The organism is uncultured Microbacterium sp. (assembly GCF_947632095.1).
Lineage (GTDB): Bacteria > Actinomycetota > Actinomycetes > Actinomycetales > Microbacteriaceae > Microbacterium.
In genome coordinates, this window is record NZ_CANROA010000020.1 from 22,845 (window position 1) to 39,470 (window position 16,626).

14 protein-coding genes are annotated in these 16,626 nt (G+C 68.8%); 9 read left to right on the plus strand and 5 right to left on the minus strand.

The features are described from left to right. The first annotated feature begins 62 nt into the window (after nucleotides 1-62). The 3 genes from Q0Z66_RS07165 to rocD all read left to right on the plus strand — a co-directional run bounded on the left by Q0Z66_RS07165 (nucleotide 63) and on the right by rocD (nucleotide 5,866). On the plus strand, nucleotides 63-3,674 hold the full coding sequence (locus Q0Z66_RS07165) for a bifunctional proline dehydrogenase/L-glutamate gamma-semialdehyde dehydrogenase (protein ID WP_298039534.1): 3,612 nt from the start codon (nucleotides 63-65) through the stop codon (nucleotides 3,672-3,674). A 150-nt stretch (nucleotides 3,675-3,824) separates the two neighbouring features. Continuing rightward, nucleotides 3,825-4,700, plus strand: a complete 876-nt coding sequence (gene ddaH, locus Q0Z66_RS07170; RefSeq protein WP_298039536.1) for a dimethylargininase — start codon at nucleotides 3,825-3,827, stop codon at nucleotides 4,698-4,700. Continuing rightward, nucleotides 4,697-5,866, plus strand: a complete 1,170-nt coding sequence (gene rocD / locus Q0Z66_RS07175) for an ornithine--oxo-acid transaminase (RefSeq protein WP_298039537.1) — start codon at nucleotides 4,697-4,699, stop codon at nucleotides 5,864-5,866. The genes ddaH and rocD overlap by 4 nt, the downstream gene beginning before the upstream one ends. Nucleotides 5,867-5,899: 33 nt before the next feature. Here rocD and Q0Z66_RS07180 read toward each other — a convergent pair whose 3' ends face one another. The 3 genes from Q0Z66_RS07180 to Q0Z66_RS07190 form a co-directional block, all read right to left on the minus strand. Continuing rightward, nucleotides 5,900-7,780, minus strand: coding sequence for a BCCT family transporter (locus Q0Z66_RS07180; protein ID WP_298039540.1), 1,881 nt, complete (start codon nucleotides 7,778-7,780; stop codon nucleotides 5,900-5,902). Nucleotides 7,781-7,847: 67 nt separating this feature from the next. Beyond that, complete coding sequence (locus Q0Z66_RS07185; protein WP_298039542.1) at nucleotides 7,848-9,173, minus strand: MFS transporter; 1,326 nt, start codon at nucleotides 9,171-9,173, stop codon at nucleotides 7,848-7,850. 5 nt (nucleotides 9,174-9,178) lie between these two features. Then, nucleotides 9,179-9,619, minus strand: a complete 441-nt coding sequence (locus Q0Z66_RS07190) for a MarR family transcriptional regulator (protein WP_298039543.1) — start codon at nucleotides 9,617-9,619, stop codon at nucleotides 9,179-9,181. A 42-nt stretch (nucleotides 9,620-9,661) separates the two neighbouring features. Between Q0Z66_RS07190 and Q0Z66_RS07195 the strand changes: the two genes are divergently transcribed. From Q0Z66_RS07195 to Q0Z66_RS07210, 4 genes are read left to right on the plus strand one after another with little or no spacing between them, the layout of a single operon-like run. After that, complete coding sequence (locus Q0Z66_RS07195; RefSeq protein ID WP_298039547.1) at nucleotides 9,662-10,405, plus strand: copper homeostasis protein CutC; 744 nt, start codon at nucleotides 9,662-9,664, stop codon at nucleotides 10,403-10,405. Nucleotides 10,406-10,438: 33 nt separating this feature from the next. Continuing rightward, nucleotides 10,439-11,302 (plus strand): alpha/beta hydrolase, encoded by an 864-nt coding sequence (locus Q0Z66_RS07200; RefSeq protein ID WP_298039549.1) that lies wholly within the window; start codon nucleotides 10,439-10,441, stop codon nucleotides 11,300-11,302. A 39-nt stretch (nucleotides 11,303-11,341) separates the two neighbouring features. After that, entirely contained in the window at nucleotides 11,342-12,391 is a 1,050-nt protein-coding gene (locus tag Q0Z66_RS07205; protein WP_298039551.1) for a biotin/lipoate A/B protein ligase family protein, read from the plus strand. Beyond that, on the plus strand, nucleotides 12,388-13,398 hold the full coding sequence (locus tag Q0Z66_RS07210; RefSeq protein WP_298039554.1) for a DNA methyltransferase: 1,011 nt from the start codon (nucleotides 12,388-12,390) through the stop codon (nucleotides 13,396-13,398). The genes Q0Z66_RS07205 and Q0Z66_RS07210 overlap by 4 nt, the downstream gene beginning before the upstream one ends. A gap of 79 nt (nucleotides 13,399-13,477) precedes the next feature. On the opposite strand, the gene Q0Z66_RS07215 is transcribed toward Q0Z66_RS07210, so the two are convergent. Together Q0Z66_RS07215 and Q0Z66_RS07220 are read right to left on the minus strand one after the other, a co-directional pair. Continuing rightward, nucleotides 13,478-14,794: a TRAP transporter large permease gene (locus Q0Z66_RS07215; protein WP_298039556.1), complete on the minus strand. Its 1,317-nt coding sequence runs from the start codon at nucleotides 14,792-14,794 to the stop codon at nucleotides 13,478-13,480. A 1-nt stretch (nucleotide 14,795) separates the two neighbouring features. Beyond that, a complete protein-coding gene (locus tag Q0Z66_RS07220; protein WP_298039558.1) occupies nucleotides 14,796-14,993 on the minus strand; it encodes a hypothetical protein in 198 nt (65 codons plus the stop codon). Between the two features lie 23 nt (nucleotides 14,994-15,016). Between Q0Z66_RS07220 and manD the strand changes: the two genes are divergently transcribed. Beyond that, complete coding sequence (manD, locus tag Q0Z66_RS07225) at nucleotides 15,017-16,255, plus strand: D-mannonate dehydratase ManD (protein ID WP_298039561.1); 1,239 nt, start codon at nucleotides 15,017-15,019, stop codon at nucleotides 16,253-16,255. After that, a partial coding sequence (locus Q0Z66_RS07230; RefSeq protein ID WP_298039562.1) for a gluconokinase, GntK/IdnK-type occupies nucleotides 16,252-16,626 on the plus strand: 375 nt, incomplete at its 3' end. The genes manD and Q0Z66_RS07230, both read left to right, overlap by 4 nt.

Here is a 16,626-nt window from a genome sequence, read left to right on the forward strand (position 1 = left end):
CGCCTGAAGAAGGTGGAGTGTGTCACCCCGGCGAGCGGCGGCCGCGCTCGTAGGCTGAGCACATGTCAGAGTCCGTCTCCCTCATCGATTCCTCGATCGATCTCGCCCGGCGCTGGATCGCCGAGGCGGCCGATGCGGAGACCGACCCGGCGGCTGCGCGTCTGGCCGATGTTCTGCAGGATCCGAACGGCCTGTCCTTCACCCTCGGATTCGTCGATGGCGTGATGCGCCCCGAGTCTCTGGGGGCTGCCGCGGCGCAACTGCAGCGGATCGCGCCGATCGTGCCGGAGTTCCTGCCCTGGTACCTGCGCGGAGCCGTGCGCGTCGGCGGCGGCATCGCGCCCGTGCTGCCCGCGCCGACTGTTCCGATCGCCCGTCGGGTGCTGCGCGAGATGGTGGGCCACCTCGTCGTCGATGCCCGCCCGGCCAAGCTCGGCGCGGCGATCGAGAGACTGCGTGCGGACGGGGCCCGGCTTAACCTGAACCTCCTCGGCGAAGCCGTGCTCGGGGAGCGCGAGGCGCAGCGCCGCCTCGACGGCATCCACGATCTGATCCGCCGCGATGACGTCGAGTACGTCTCCGTCAAGGTCTCGGCGATCATCAGCCGCATCTCGATGTGGGCGTTCGACGACGTCGTGGACGCCGTGGTCGACAGGCTCACACCCCTTTACGTCACCGCAGCGAAGACCGGCACGTTCATCAATCTCGACATGGAGGAGTACCGCGATCTCGATCTGACGATCGCCGTTTTCACCCGGCTCCTCGAGGATCCGCGCCTTCTGACGCTCGAGGCCGGCATCGTTCTGCAGGCGTATCTCACGGATTCGCTCAGTGCGCTCCGCGAGCTCACCGCCTGGGCGCGCGATCGCATCCAGCGCGGAGGCGCGCCGATCAAGGTGCGCCTCGTCAAGGGAGCGAACCTCGCCATGGAGCGGGTGGATTCCGTGATGCACGGGTGGGCGCAGGCCACCTACGAGACCAAACTCGACACGGATGCGAACTACCTGCGGATGCTGGATGCCGCGCTGACGCCGGAGAACATCGCCGCGGTGCGCATCGGGGTCGCCGGTCACAACCTGTTCGGCATCGCGCACGCCTGGCTGCTCGCGGGGGAGCGGGGTGTGCGCGACGGCGTCGATTTCGAGATGCTGCTCGGCATGGCTCAGGGGCAGGTTCAGGCGGTTTCCCGCGAGGTCGGACCGGTTCTGCTGTATGTCCCGGTCGTGAAGCCCGAGGAGTTCGACGTCGCGATCAGCTACCTCGTGCGCCGGCTCGAGGAGAACGCCCAGTCCGAGAACTTCCTGTCTGCGGCCTTCCACCTGCATGAGGACGGGCGCCTTTTCGACCGGGAGCGCGACCGGTATCGACGAGCGGTCGAACGCTCGACGGATGCGACGCTGAGGACGGCTCCTCAGCGCATCCAGGACCGCTCCGCCCCCGTGCACGAGTCCCTCCGGCCGGCACCGGTCACCACGGCGGACGACGGAGGCCTCACCCGCACCGTGCTGGGGATCGCGCGCGGTTCGCAGGCCTCCGGCATGTATGTCGAGACGGCCGTCTACGCGCGCCGCGAGGGCGATACGACCGTGGGCGGCGCCCCGGGCTTCATGAACGTGGCCGACAGCGATCCCGCACTCCCCGCGAACCGCGAATGGGCGCGCGGCATCCACGCGCGCATCGCCGATTCGCGGATCGGCGCGTCCACGCTGCGCGCGGCGCGCATCGAGGACGCCGATGCTCTGGACGCGGCCGTCGCACGCGCTCGCACCGCATCCGCCGTCTGGGGGTCGCATCCCGCGGCGGAGCGCGCCGAGGCCCTCCTGCGCGCCGCCGCCGCCCTCGAATCGCGGCGCGGGGAACTCATCGAGGTCGCAGCATCCGAGACCGGCAAGGTGCTCCGCGAGGCCGACATCGAGGTCAGCGAAGCCGTCGACTTCGCCCGCTATTACGCCGCGAAGGCCCGTGAGCTCGACAGCATCCCCGGGGCCGCCTTCGAGCCGGCCCGTGTCACGCTCGTGGCGCCGCCGTGGAACTTCCCCCTCGCGATCCCCGCCGGAGGCGTGCTCGCGGCGCTCGCCGCGGGGTCGACCGTGCTGCTCAAACCCGCGCCGCAGGCACGGCGCTGTGCGGCCGTCGTCGCGGAGGCGCTGTGGGAAGCGGGCGTTCCTCGCGATGTGCTCCAGCTCCTCGACGTCGACGAGGATGAGCACGGACGCGCTCTCGTCGAGCATGACAGCATCGATCGCGTCATCCTCACCGGGTCGTGGGAGACGGCCGAGCTTTTCCGCTCCTGGCGCCCCGACCTGCCGCTCCTCGCCGAGACGAGCGGCAAGAACGCCATGATCATCACGCCGTCGGCCGATCTCGACCTGGCGGTCGCCGATCTCGTGCAGAGCGCCTTCGGGCACGCCGGGCAGAAGTGCTCGGCGGCATCGCTCGCGATCCTCGTCGGTCCGGTGGGGAGGTCGTCTCGCTTCGCCCGTCAGCTGGTGGACGCCGTGCGCTCGCTGCGCGTCGGATGGCCCGAAGACCCTCGCGCGGACGTCGGCCCCGTCATCGAACGCCCGCAGGGCAAGCTCGCCTGGGCCCTGCGCGAACTGGAGGGCGATGAGCGGTGGCTGATCGCGCCGGAACCCGTCGCCGGCGATGAGACCGGCAGGCTCTGGCGCCCTGGCGTGCGCGTGGGCGTGCAGCCCGGATCCCGCTTCCACCGGGAGGAGTTCTTCGGACCGGTGCTGGGCATCATGCACGCGCCCTCCCTCAGCCACGCGATCGAGATGCAGAACGCCGTCGAATACGGCCTCACCGCCGGACTGCACACGCAGGACCCGGATGATCTCGCGCAGTGGCTCAGCGCCGTGCAGGCGGGGAACCTCTACGTCAACCGTGGGATCACGGGAGCGATCGTGCAGCGCCAGCCCTTCGGGGGGTGGAAGAAGTCGTCGGTCGGCCCCGGTGCCAAGGCCGGTGGCCCGAACTATCTCATCGGGCTCGGCACGTGGCGCTCGCGCAGCGGCGGGCACGCCTCGAGCACGCTGCACCTGCGCGGTCTCGACACCCGCATCACGGATCTCATCGAGGCGGCCCAGCCATCGCTCGACTTCGAGAGCTTCGAATGGCTGCGACGGTCGGCTCTGGCGGATGCCGTGGCCTGGGACCGTGAATTCGGCCAGGTGCGCGACGTTTCGCAACTGGGCATCGAGCGCAACCTCTTCCGCTACCGGTCGGTTCCGGTGATGATCCGTGCGAGCGGCGACGCCTCCTGGCATGAGCTGCTGCGCGTCGTGATCGCCGCGATCCGCGCCGGATCCGGGTACTTCCTCTCCACACCCGTCGGGCTTCCCGCCGAGGTTCGCCATGTGCTCTCCGAGCTGGGGACCCTCATCGCCGTCGAGAGCGAAGAGGAGTGGATCGCCCGGATGGTCGCCGCGCGGGATGCGTCGGACGGCGCCCGTCCCGGACGGGTGCGCCTCGTCGGCTCACGGGCGGCCGTGGCATCCGCCCGACGCGCCGTCGCGACCGCGTTGGACGGCGACCCGGGACTCGCCGTGTATGACGGCGAGGTCACCTCGGCCGGCCGGATCGAGCTGCTGCCGTTCGTTCAGGAGCAGGCGATCTCGATCACCGCGCACCGTTTCGGCACCCCGGACGACTGGAGCGCCGGAGTCATCTGACCCGCGCCGTGCTGGCCCTCGAGGGTCTGCGGATGTCAGAATATGGGTGGCGTGTCCGTGTCGCATCTTCCCCGCTCGCCTCGTGAGCGACGGGTCGAACTTCCGCCGGGCCCCTGGACAGCGTCCGCCGCAACTCTTCTGAGGAGCACGATGTCGACGCCCGAGACGACCACCGCCCGGACCGCAGCACAGCGCACGGCGCACCGCCGCCGCTACCTGATGTGCCGGCCTGAGCACTTCACGGTCAGCTACACGATCAACCCGTGGATGGAACCCGCGAGGCCGACCGACACAGCCCGGGCACTCGCCCAGTGGCAGACGCTCTACGACCTGTACCGCGAGCTCGGCCACGAGGTCGAGCTCATCGAACCGCTCGCCGGCTACCCCGACATGGTCTACACCGCCAACGGCGGATTCGTCATCGACGGCCGCGCCTACGTGCCGAAGTTCCGTTTCGTCGAGCGCGCCGGTGAGGCTCCCGCGTTCGCCGAGTGGTTCCGCGCCGCCGGATTCGACACCGTCGAACCCCACGAGGTCAACGAGGGGGAGGGGGACTTCCTCCTCGCCGGCGATACGATCCTCGCCGGCAGCGGCTTCCGCTCCACGGATCACAGCCACCGCGAGGTCGGTGAGGTCTTCGGCCGCGAGGTGGTCTCCCTGAAGCTCGTCGACCCGCGCTTCTACCACCTCGACACCGCGCTCACCGTGCTCGATCCCGTCGTCGCACCTGGGCAGACCCCCGGCATCGCCTACCTGCCCGGAGCCTTCGATGCGGCCGGGCGCGCGATCCTCGAGGAGCGCTTCCCGGACGCCATCCGCGTCGCCGAAGCCGACGGTGCGGTGTTCGGGCTGAACTCCGCCAGCGATGGATGCAACGTCATCATCTCGCCGCGCGCGACGGGCTTCGAAGCGCAGCTGCGCGAACGCGGATACAACCCGATCATGATCGACCTGTCCGAGCTGCTGCTCGGCGGCGGAGGCATCAAGTGCTGCACGCTGGAACTGCGCGGGACGGAGCAGGCATGAGCCACGTCGCCGTGAACTACCGCCCGTTGCCCGTGACGATCGCCTCCGGCGAGGGCGCGTGGGTCACCGATACCGCCGGCAAGCGCTACCTCGACCTGCTCGCCGCCTACTCCGCCGTGAACTTCGGGCACCGGCATCCCGAACTCATCGCCACCACGACCGAGCAGCTCGGGCGCATCACGCTCACCAGCCGAGCCTTCGACAACGACCGCCTCGAGCCGTTCGCCGAGGCCCTCGCGCGCCTGTGCGGCAAGGAACTCGTGCTGCCCATGAACACCGGCGCGGAAGCCGTCGAGACCGGCATCAAGGTCGCCCGCGCCTGGGGGTACCGCGTCAAGGGGATCGCCCCGGACGCCGCACGCATCGTCGTCGCCGCCGGAAACTTCCACGGCCGCACGACGACCATCGTCAGCTTCAGCGACGACGACACGGCGCGGGTGGGCTTCGGGCCCTTCGCCCCGGGGTTCGATCGGGTTCCCTTCGGAGATGCGGATGCCATCGCCGCAGCCATCACGGACGACACGGCGGCTGTGCTCGTCGAACCCATTCAGGGCGAGGCGGGCGTCATCATCCCGCCCGAAGGGTATCTGCGCCGCATCCGCGAGATCTGCGATGAGCGCAACGTCCTGTTCATCGCCGACGAGATCCAGGCCGGCCTCGGACGCGTCGGGGAGACCTTCGCCTGCGACCGCGAGGGCGTCGTGCCCGATCTGTATCTGCTGGGCAAGGCCCTCGGTGGCGGCATCCTGCCGGTGTCGGCGGTCGTCGGGGACCGCGATGTGCTCGGCGTCATCCGCCCGGGGGAGCACGGCTCCACCTTCGGCGGCAACCCGCTCGCGGCGGCCGTCGGGCTGAAAGTCGTCGAGATGCTCGAGACCGGGAAGTTCCAGGAGCGGGCCCGGATGCTGGGCGAGCACCTCGAGGCCGGACTGCAGAAGCTCGTGGGTCAGGGCGTCACCGATGTGCGGGTCGCGGGGCTCTGGGCCGGAGTCGACATCGACCCGGCCATCGGCACGGGCCGTGAGGTCAGCGAGCGGCTGATGACGCGCGGCGTGCTCGTCAAGGACACCCACGGGCAGACGATCCGCATCGCCCCGCCGCTGGTGATCCGTGCGACCGAGATCGACTGGGCTCTGGAACAGCTGCGCGTCGTGCTCGCCGACTGACCGGTTCCGCAGACGCGGGCGCGACTGCGCCGCTCAACGCACGGCGGGGGTGTCGTCCTCACCGTGCTCGGGGACGTCGGGATCATCGTGCGCGGAGAGCTCATCCGACGACACGAGCTCGTCGACGTCGAGCATCGCGGGCCCGGCATCCGCCCGGCTCTCGGCCGTGAGCAGTTCGGTGGGGATGCGGATCGGCGTGGTCGGAGCCACCGGGAGGCCGAGGCGCTTCTGCAGGTTGCGCATCCAGCGCGGCTGCGCGCCGAGCACGCCCGCAGCATCGCGGGACTCGACCTCGAGGCCGTAGTAGTCGCCGATCTTGTCGATGAGCTGCGCCCGTTCTGCTCGGGCGTAGGCGCGGCGTTCGCGGGTGAACGCAACAATCGTCGACCAGCAGATCAGGAGCATGACGACGCTGAACGGCAGGGCGATCGTGATCGCCGCGGTCTGCAGGGCGGTGAGGCCGCCGGCCAGGAGCAGGGCGATCGCGAGCGCCGCGGTCACCGCGACGAAGAAGGTGCGGATCCAGCGCTTCGGGTTCTGCTGACCGCCCGTGGCGATCATACCCATCACGAGGGCGCCTGAGTCGGCCGAGGTGATGAAGAAGATCGCGATCAGCAGCACGGCGCCGAGGCTGATCACGGCCGTTCCCGGCACGTGCTGCAGTAGCTGGAACAGCGCGCCCTGCAGATCGACGCCGCCCTCCGGCGTCGTCAAGGTGCCCGGGTTGGCGAGTTCCAGGGCGAGGGCCGATCCGCCGAGCACCGAGAACCACAGGATGCCGATGAGGGTCGGAACGAGGATGACTCCGGCGACGAACTCGCGCACCGTGCGACCCTTCGAGATGCGGGCGATGAAGATGCCGACGAAGGGCGCCCAGGAGATCCACCAGCCCCAGTAGAACGATGTCCACCCGGCCTGCCACTCCTCGCCGGCGACGCCCTGGAAAGCGCTGACGTTGAACGAGAGGCCCACGAAGTTCTGGATGTAGTAGCCGATCGACTGGACGAAATCGCGCAGCAGGAACTGGCTCGGGCCCATGATCAGCAAATACACGACCAACAGCCCCGCCATCACGAGGTTGATGTTCGACAGCCACTTCATGCCCTTGGTGACGCCGGAGAGGACGGAGGCGAGCACGAACACCGAGATGATGAGGATGATCACGACCTGCGTGCCCTCTGTCGGCTGGGCGAGGCCCGCGACGTCGAGGCCCGCGCTGATCTGCAGCACGCCGATGCCGAGCGAGGTCGCGACGCCGAACAGCGTGCCGACGAGCGCGATCACATCGATCGTGTGGCCCCAGCCGCCCTCGACGCGCTTGCCGAGCAGAGGCTCCAGCGTCCAGCGGATCGAGATCGGCCGGCGCCGGCGGTGGATCGCGTAGGCGAGGGCCAGCCCGATCACGACGTAGATCGACCAGGCGTGCACGCCCCAGTGCAGGTAGGTCTGCCCGAGCGCGGCCTGGGCGAGCTGCTCGGGGGTGCCGGTGACACCGGGACGCGGGTTCACGAAGTGGCTGAGCGGTTCGCTGACGCCGTAGAAGACGAGACCGATGCCCATTCCCGCGGCGAACAGCAGCGAGAACCAGCTGAGCATCGAGAATTCGGGCTCGTCGTCGTCCTTGCCGAGTTTGATGTCGCCGAAGCGGCTGAAGCCGAGATACAGGCTGATCGCGACGAACACCACGGCGATGAGCACGTAGTACCAGCTGAAGGCGTTGACGATCGTCGTCTGGATCGTGAGGAACAGGCTCTCGGCGATGCCGGGTGCGATGAGCGTGAATGCGACGAACGCGACGATGATCGCGGCTGCCGGCCAGAACACCCAGCGCTGCACCGGCGGCAGCGCGCGCCGTTTGGTCGGTGTGGCGGATGCCGCGGCATCCCGATTCGTGACTTCCCCCGCGTCGGTCATGCCCCCACCGTAGCGATAAGCCGCCCCCGGTGTCAGCACCGATGTCGGTGCGCGGCGCGATGACCGCTCAGCGGTCCTTCGGAAGACGGATCGGCGACGTCGATGCGGCGACCTCGTCGCTGAACTCCACCGGGTCGGGGCGCACCACCGAGAGGGGCATCGTCTCGTCGAGCGTGAGGCGGAAGCGGGAGTCCTCCCGGCGCCGTAGCCGGCCCGAGAAGAGGATCCAGCTCAGGCCCACGGCCATAGCCGCGATGCCGGCGATGCCGCCGACGAGAATCGCGACGCGGGGGCTGGCAGCATCGGTGATCCAGCCGGCGATCGGGGCGCCGATGGGTGTGGAACCCATCACGACGGCCATGTACAGGGCGAGGACGCGCCCGCGCAGGGCGGGATCGGTCGTGGTCTGCACATACCCGTTCGCCGTGGTCAGCGTGGTGACGGTCGAGAAGCCGACGAAGACGAGCACGGCGGCGTAGGTGAAGTACGTCGGCATCCACGAGGAGATGATGGATGCGACGCCGAAGCCGCCCGCGGCGATGATGAGCACGCGCACCCGGGCGCGATCGCGCCGCGCGGCGAGCAGCGCGCCCGCGAGGGAGCCGATCGCGAGCACCGAGCTGAGGAGGCCGTACCCGTCGGCGTCTCGTCCGAACTCCAGCGCCATGGTCGAGGCGAAGATGGGGAAGTTCATGCCGAAGGCACCGATCAGGAACACCATGACGAACACGACCTTCAGGTCGCTGCGCCCCCAGACATAGCGGAAACCTTCGGCTAGGCCGCTGCGCCCCGAACTCTTCACCCGGGGGTTGAGTTCGGAGGTGCGCATCATCAGGAGGGCGATGAGCATTGCGAGGAAGGTCGCCGCGTTGAGGACGAACACCCAGCCGGTTCCGACCGCGATGATGAGCACGCCGCCGACCGCCGGACCGATGAGTCGGGCCATGTTGAACGATGCCGATCCCAGGGCGACCGCGTTCGAGGCATCCGCCAGCGTCACGGTGTCGGAGACGAAAGCCTGACGGGCGGGGGCATCGAACGCGTTCGTCATCCCGAAGGCGAGCGCGAAGCAGTACATCAACGGCAGCGTCATCACATCGGTGAGCAGGAGCGCCGCGATGCCGAGGGCGAGCAGCATCAGCACGGACTGCGTCACGAGCAGGATCTTGCGCCGGTCGAAGCGGTCGGCGACCCAGCCGGTGAGGCTGACGAGCACGAGGGGCGGACCGAACTGCAGCGCCATGGTGAAGCCCATGGCGGTGGCATCGTTGTCGGTGAGCTGGGTGAGGACGACCCAGTCCTGGGCGGTCGCCTGCATCCATCCGCCGACGTTCGAGATCAGACCGCCGATGAACCAGGTGCGGTAGTTGAAGCTGCGGAAAGATCGGAACATGCCGCTCATCGTTCGGCCACCTTCCTCATCAGGGCGGATGCGGTCCGCAGGGTGCGCAGTTCGTCGTCGGTGAAATCGCACTCCTGCAGGGCGTCGGCGAGAGCGGAGTCGCGCTTGTCGACGGTGGCGGCGACGATGTCGAGGCCGGATGCCGTGATCTCGATGTTGACCCGGCGGCGGTCGGTCTCATCGGGGACGCGAAGGAGGAGGCCTGCGTCGGCGAGCGCATCGACGGAGTTCGACATGGTGGGGGCGCTCACCCGCTCGCGCTGGGCGAGGTCGCCGATGGAGAGCCGGCCGTGCAGACGGAGGTTGGCGAGCACGGCGAACTGCGCATCGCTCAGGCCATCGGCGGCGCGTTCGCGGCGCAGGCGGCGGGCGAGGCGGAAGGTCGACAGGCGCAGATCGGTCGCGGTCGCGTGGAGCAGATCATCCGATTCAGTCATTACTTAGGTAGTCTAACTAAGTTTTCCGGAGGAGGGGGCAGAATGGATGCCGTGAACATCGCCCTCGAACTCGCCGTCCAGGACCCCGCCGGAGTGCGCATCGCCCAGGAGGTCGGCGCCGCTCGCGTCGAACTCACCCAGGCCCTCGCCCTCGGAGGACTCACTCCCTCCGCCGCCACCCTCGAGCTCGCGCTCGCCGCAGCGGGGGAGAGCGGCCCCGAGATCCACGTGCTCATCCGCCCCCGTGCCGGAGGCTTCCACTACGACGCCGACGAGATCGCCCTCTCCGTGCGCGACGTCGAACTCGCCGTGCAGGCCGGTGCCCACGGCGTCGTCGTCGGAGCCCTCGATGCCGCCGGCGACCTCGACCTCGACGCCGTCGCCCGCCTCCGCGATGCCGCAGGCGAAGCATCCGTCACCCTGCACCGCGCCATCGACGTCACCGCCGATCCCGTCGCAACCCTCGACGCCGTGATCGGACTCGGCCTCGGTCGCGTCCTCACCTCCGGAGGAGCATCCGCCGCCATCGACGGAGTCGACACCCTCCGCCGCATGGTCGAGGTCGCCGACGGGCGCATCGAGATCATGGCCGGATCCGGCGTGAACGCCGCCGGCGCCGCAGCCATCGCCGCAACCGGCGTCGACGCCCTGCACTTCTCCGCCAAGCGCACCGTGACCGCCGGGGATCGGGGTGTGCGCATGGGATCCGCGTCCGACGGCGTCGGCGGCTACGAGGTCACCGATCGTGAAGCCGCCTTCGCGATGCGCACCGCCCTGGGACTGTGACGGTCGGGACCGCGCGTTTGTAGACTCGCAAGCATGCCCACCACTTCAGAGTTCACCGACGCGCACGGCGTCACGATCGTCTACGACGTCCACGCCGCAGACGGCGAGCCGCGCGGCATCGTGCAACTCCTCCACGGCGTCGGCGAGCATGCCGGCCGCTACGGCGCCGTCATCGACGCCCTCACCCGCGACGGATTCATCGTCTACGCCGACGACCACCGCGGGCACGGCCGCACCGGCCTCCGCCAGCACGGCGGCCCCGAAAAACTCGGCCGACTCGGCACAGGCGGGCTGCACGCGGCGAAGGAAGCCGTCTGGCAGCTGACCGGCATCATCCGGACCGAGCACCCCGACCTGCCCCTGGTGCTGCTCGGGCACTCCTGGGGGTCCTTCCTCGCGCAGATGCTCGTCAACGACCACCCGGATGCCTGGGACGCCGTGATCCTCACCGGGTCCGCCCGACGCACGCCCCGAGACCTCAACGCCGCGCCGCTGAACGCCAGATGGGAGGGCGCCGAAGCCACCGGATACGAATGGCTCAGCCGTGACCCCGCCGTCTGGTCGGCGTTCGACGACGACCCGCTCACGACGAACGTGCCGCTGCTGAAGCTGTTCGGCCCGATCGAGGCGCTCAAACTCTACGGGAGGCCCAAGAAGGACCTCGCCGCGCGGCGGGATGTGCCCCTGCTGCTCATGGTCGGCCGCGACGACCCCGTCGGAGGAGCCCACAGCGTGCACAAGCTGGCCGACGACTACCGGCAGCGCTCCGGATACACCGATGTCACGACGCTCGTCTACCCCGACGCCCGTCACGAGATCTTCAACGAGCTGCAGCAGCAGCAGGTGCGAGCCGACCTCACCGCCTGGCTCGACAAGCACATCGCCCGCCGCGACTGACCCCGGCATACGGCGGCGACGCCGCGTTAAGCTGGACTCATGCACGGTGAGTACAAGGTCCCCGGTGGAAAGCTCGTGGTCGTCGACGTCGAGGTGACGGACGGACGCCTCAGCGACTTCCGCCTCGCCGGAGACTTCTTCCTCGAGCCCGATTCCGCCCTTGAGGACATCAACGCCGCGGTCAACGGACTGCCCGCCGAAACAGACGCCACGACGATCGCGAAAGCCGTCCGCGGCGCGCTCCCCGAAGGTGCGCAACTGCTCGGCTTCACCCCCGAATCGGTCGGCACCGCGGTGCGCCGCGCCCTCGTCACCGCCCCCGGATGGCGCGACTTCGACTGGGAGATCGTGCACGAGAAGGCCGTATCGCCGCGCCTGAACCTCGCCCTCGACGAGGTGCTCACCGCCCGCGTCGGAGAAGGCCGCCGTCGCCCGACCCTGCGCATCTGGGAGTGGGAGGAGTCCGCCGTCGTCATCGGCTCCTTCCAGTCGTACCGCAACGAGGTCGACCCCGACGGCGCCGCCAAACACGGCTTCGACGTCGTCCGCCGCATCTCCGGCGGCGGAGCGATGCTCATGGCCGCCGGGCAGATCATCACCTACTCGCTCTACGTTCCGGCGTCCCTCGTGCAGGGCATGACGTTCGCCGACTCCTACGCCTTCCTCGACGACTGGGTGCTCCACGCCCTGCGCGAAGTCGGCATCGACGCGACCTACCAGCCGCTCAACGACATCGCCAGCCCCACCGGCAAGATCGGCGGCGCCGCGCAGAAGCGCCTCGCCAACGGCGGTGTGCTGCACCACGCGACCATCTCGTACGACATCGACGGCGAGATGATGACCGAGGTGCTGCGCATCGGGCGCGAGAAGCTCAGCGACAAGGGAACGACCTCCGCCGCGAAGCGCGTCGACCCGTTGCGCACCCAGACCGGACTCAGCCGCGGCGAGATCATCGAGAGCTTCAAGAAGACGTTCCGTGCGCTCACCGACGCCGAGGACAGCGCGATCACCGCGGACGAGTACGCCGACGCCGAAGCGCTCGTCGCCTCGAAGTTCTCCACCGACGCGTGGTTGCGTCGTGTTCCGTGACCGACGTCTCCACCGAGCCGGCCGCAGCCGTTGAGCCCACGCCGGGCACCGTCACCGTCATCCACGGCGATAACCTCGCCGCTGCGCGTGCGCTGCCCGATGCCTCCTTCACGCTCGTCTACCTCGACCCGCCCTTCAACACGGGGCGGACGCGGGAGCGCCAGGTCGTCACGGCCCGGCGCACCCGCCCGGTCGATCCTGCGGCCTCGGCTGATCCTTCTCTCACAACTCAGGAGAAACAGGACGAAACCGCCGTCTCGGCCGCCGATTCCCGCGGTTCCGGCGCAGAACTCCGGAGTTCTGCGGACGGCGACGAGGCGCCGAAGGAGATCCGCCACGGATTCCACGGCCACCAGTACGAGCGCGTGCGCGGAATCCTCCGCACCTACGACGACCGCTTCGACGACTACGGCGACTTCCTCATGCCGCGCCTCGAGGAGGCGTGGCGGCTGCTCGCCGACGACGGCACCCTGTACCTGCACCTCGATTACCGCGAGGCGCACTACGCCAAAGTCATGCTCGACGCCGTGTTCGGGCGCGACTCGTTCCTCAACGAACTGATCTGGGCGTACGACTACGGGGCGAAGTCGCGCAGCCGCTGGCCCACCAAGCACGACACGATCCTCGTCTACGTGAAGACACCGGGCGGGCACGTGTTCAACGCCGACGACATCGACCGCGAGCCGTACATGGCCCCCGGGCTCGTCACCGCAGAGAAAGCCGCGCGCGGAAAGCTCCCCACCGACGTCTGGTGGCACACGATCGTGCCCACCACCGGCCGGGAGAAGACCGGCTATCCGACGCAGAAGCCCGAGGGGATCCTGCGACGCATCGTGCAGGCATCGAGTCGCCCGGGAGACCGGGTGCTCGACCTGTTCGCGGGCAGTGGCACGACCGGGGCGGTCGCCTCGGCCTTCGGGCGCGACGCCGTGCTCGTCGACGACAACCCCGAGGCCATTCGGGTGATGCAGCAGCGGATCCCGCACGCGCAGGTGACGGTGCTCTGAGGGGCGCATCGCAGGGAGCGACGAAGAGGAGCACCACCCGTTCCGGGCAGTGCTCCTCTTCGCTGCATCGGAGTCGATGTCACATGAGACCGAGCACAGTGGGCAGCCAGGTCGAGATGGCGGGCACGAACGTGACGATCAGCAGGCCGACGCACAGGGCCCAGAAGAAGGGCCACAGCCGTCGGATGACGCCCTCGATCCGAACGCCGCCGACTCGTGCGGCGACGAAGAGGTTGTTGCCGATCGGTGGGGAGATGTTGCCCAGGCACATGTTGAAGACCATCATCGCGCCGAAGTGGATCGGGTCGACGCCGAGTGAGGTGACCACCGGCAGGAAGATCGGCGTGAAGATGAGGATCGCCGGTGTCGGGTCCATGACGGTTCCGTCGAGGAGCAGGATGACCATGATGATGAGTAGGACGACGAACACGTTGTCGGTGAACCCGAGCAAGCCGCTGGTGATCATCTGGGGCAGGCGGGCGAAGGCGAGCACCCAGCCGAGTATGCCGGAGACGCCGATCAGCAGCATGATGATGCCGGTGACCTTCGAGGCTTCGAGCACGATGCGCGGGAGCGCCGAGACCTTGAGCGAGCGCTGCGCGAAGCCGAGCACCAGCGAATACAGCACGGCGATGACGGCGGACTCGGTCGCGGTGAAGAAGCCCAGCAGGATGCCGCCGATGACGACGACGATCATGAGCAGCGCCGGGACGGCCTTGAGGAAGACGATCGCGGCCTGACCGAGCGTCGGCCGCTCGGCGTTGACGGCCCGCAGTTCGGGGTGCTTCTTGGCGTACAGTGCGACGACCGTGACGCAGACGAGAGCCCAGATGAGTCCGGGGCCGACGCCGGCCATGAACAGGGCTGCGATCGACGTGCTCGAGACGAGCGAGTAGATGATGAAGGTGTTGCTCGGCGGCAGCAGCATTCCGGCGGGTGATGCCGCGGCGTTGACCGCTGCGGAGAAGTAGGGGTCGTACTTCTCGCGTCGCATGCGAGGTGTGAGCACGGTGCCGACGGCTGCGGCCGAGGCGACGGACGCTCCGGAGACGGCACCGAACATGGTGTTCGCGACGACAGTGGTCTGTGCCAGGGAGGCCGGGAGACGTCCGGCGATGACGAGCGCGAGGTCGATGAGTCGCGCCGCTATGCCCCCGGTGTTCATCAAACCACCGGCGAGCACGAAGAAGGGTATCGCGAGCAGGGCGAACGAGTTGCTGCCGGCGAAGATGCGCTGAGCCGAAGTCATGGCGGCGCCGTTCCAATCGCCGAGGAGGATGCCCACGGCGAGCATGGAGGGCAGACCCATCGCGATGGCCACCGGCAATCCGATGGCGATTCCCACGGCGATGCCGCCGATGAGCACGATGCTGGCGATGATCGTCAGAGTGTCCATGTCAGACAGCTTCCGCGTTCTCGTCGATCTCGGCGATCGGGGCGACGGAGCCGGCGAGGATGCCGATGATGTGCGCCACGGAGTAGAAGAGGATGATGACTCCGGCGATGGGGAGCACGAGGTAGACCTGTCCGAGGGAGACGGGCAGCGTGGAGCTCGCCTGGTTCCAGGACCCGGAGGACAGCCGCGACCCACGCACTGATCGATACCACTGGAGGAATCATGATCATCGACAAGGCAGAGGTCATCGTCACCAGCCCTGACCGCAACTTCGTCACGCTCAAGCTGACGACCGCCGAGGGCCTCACCGGCCTCGGCGACGCGACGCTGAACGGCCGCGAACTGGCGGTCGTCGCCTACCTGCAGGAGCACGTCGTCCCGTTGCTGATCGGCGCGGATGCCGCGCGCATCGAGGACACCTGGCAGTTCCTGTACCGCTCGTCGTACCGGCGCCGCGGCCCGGTCACGATGGCCGCGATCGCCGCCGTCGACATGGCGCTGTGGGACATCAAGGCGAAGGCGGCCGGGATGCCGCTCTACCAGCTGCTCGGCGGAGCATCCCGCGAGGGGCTGCTCGCCTACGGCCACGCGTCCGGCAAGGAGCTGCCCGAGCTCTTCGACTCGATCCGCTCGCACCAGGAGCAGGGCTACCGCGCGATCCGCGTGCAGACCGGCGTCCCCGGACTCAAGGCCATCTACGGCATCGCGTCGCAGTCCGCGGACACCGGCGGCGGCGAAGCGCGCTACGATCACGAGCCGGCGCGCCGCGGGGCCAAGCCCGTGCAGGAGGACTGGGACACGCGTGCCTACCTCAACCACCTCCCGGGCGTCTTCGAGGCGGTGCGCAATGAGTTCGGCCCGGACATCCCGCTCCTGCACGACGGCCACCACCGCATGACGCCGCTGCAGGCCGCGAAGCTCGGCAAGTCGCTCGAGCCGTACGATCTGTTCTGGCTCGAGGACTGCACCCCTGCCGAGAATCAGGAGGCGCTGCGCCTGGTGCGTCAGCACACCACCACCCCGCTCGCGATCGGCGAGATCTTCAACACGGTGTGGGACTTCAAGGATCTCGTCCGCGATCAGCTCATCGACTACGTCCGCGGCGCGGTCACCCACATGGGCGGCATCACGGCGCTGAAGAAGACGATGGACTACGCGGCGATCTACCAGATCAAGTCCGGTTTCCACGGCCCGACCGACATCTCGCCGGTCGGCATGGCCGCGCAGATGCACCTGGGGCTTGCGATTCACAACTTCGGCATCCAGGAGTACATGCAGCACGGGGCGAAGAGCGACCAGGTCTTCCAGCAGTCCTTCACCTGGCGGAACGGACTCCTCCACCCGGGCGAGAAGCCGGGCATCGGCGTCGAGCTCGACGTCGATGAGGCGGGCAAGTACCCGTACGAGCAGGCGTACCTGCCCTACAACCGGCTCGCTGACGGAACGGTGCACGACTGGTGAGCGCCCACGTCCCGCAGATCTGCGTCATGGGGGTGTCGGCGGCGGGCAAGTCCACCGTCGGCATCGCCCTCGCCGAGACGCTGGCCGTGCCGTTCGTCGACGCCGACTCGCTGCATCTGGAATCGAACCGCACCAAGATGGCCGCGGGAACACCTCTTACGGATGACGACCGCTGGCCCTGGCTGGATGCCGTCGGCGCCGAGTACGCCCAGGCGGGGGCATCGGGGCTGGTGATGGCGTGCAGCGCGCTGAAACGCGTCTACCGTGACCGTATCCGCGCTGCTGCGCCCGGGGTCGTCTTCGTGCACCTCGGAGGCCCGCGCGAGCTGCTTCTCGAGCGCGCCACTGCCCGCACGGATCACTTCATGCCG

Excerpts from the sequence above, each read along its gene's own strand:
- Q0Z66_RS07165 (WP_298039534.1), top strand. The coding sequence starts at position 63 with ATGTCAGAGTCCGTCTCCCTCATCGATTCCTCGATCGATCTCGCCCGG.
- ddaH (WP_298039536.1), top strand. The coding sequence starts at position 3,825 with ATGTCGACGCCCGAGACGACCACCGCCCGGACCGCAGCACAGCGCACG.
- rocD (WP_298039537.1), top strand. The coding sequence starts at position 4,697 with ATGAGCCACGTCGCCGTGAACTACCGCCCGTTGCCCGTGACGATCGCC.
- Q0Z66_RS07180 (WP_298039540.1), bottom strand. The coding sequence starts at position 7,780 with ATGACCGACGCGGGGGAAGTCACGAATCGGGATGCCGCGGCATCCGCC.
- Q0Z66_RS07185 (WP_298039542.1), bottom strand. The coding sequence starts at position 9,173 with ATGTTCCGATCTTTCCGCAGCTTCAACTACCGCACCTGGTTCATCGGC.
- Q0Z66_RS07190 (WP_298039543.1), bottom strand. The coding sequence starts at position 9,619 with ATGACTGAATCGGATGATCTGCTCCACGCGACCGCGACCGATCTGCGC.
- Q0Z66_RS07195 (WP_298039547.1), top strand. The coding sequence starts at position 9,662 with ATGGATGCCGTGAACATCGCCCTCGAACTCGCCGTCCAGGACCCCGCC.
- Q0Z66_RS07200 (WP_298039549.1), top strand. The coding sequence starts at position 10,439 with ATGCCCACCACTTCAGAGTTCACCGACGCGCACGGCGTCACGATCGTC.
- Q0Z66_RS07205 (WP_298039551.1), top strand. The coding sequence starts at position 11,342 with ATGCACGGTGAGTACAAGGTCCCCGGTGGAAAGCTCGTGGTCGTCGAC.
- Q0Z66_RS07215 (WP_298039556.1), bottom strand. The coding sequence starts at position 14,794 with ATGGACACTCTGACGATCATCGCCAGCATCGTGCTCATCGGCGGCATC.
- manD (WP_298039561.1), top strand. The coding sequence starts at position 15,017 with ATGATCATCGACAAGGCAGAGGTCATCGTCACCAGCCCTGACCGCAAC.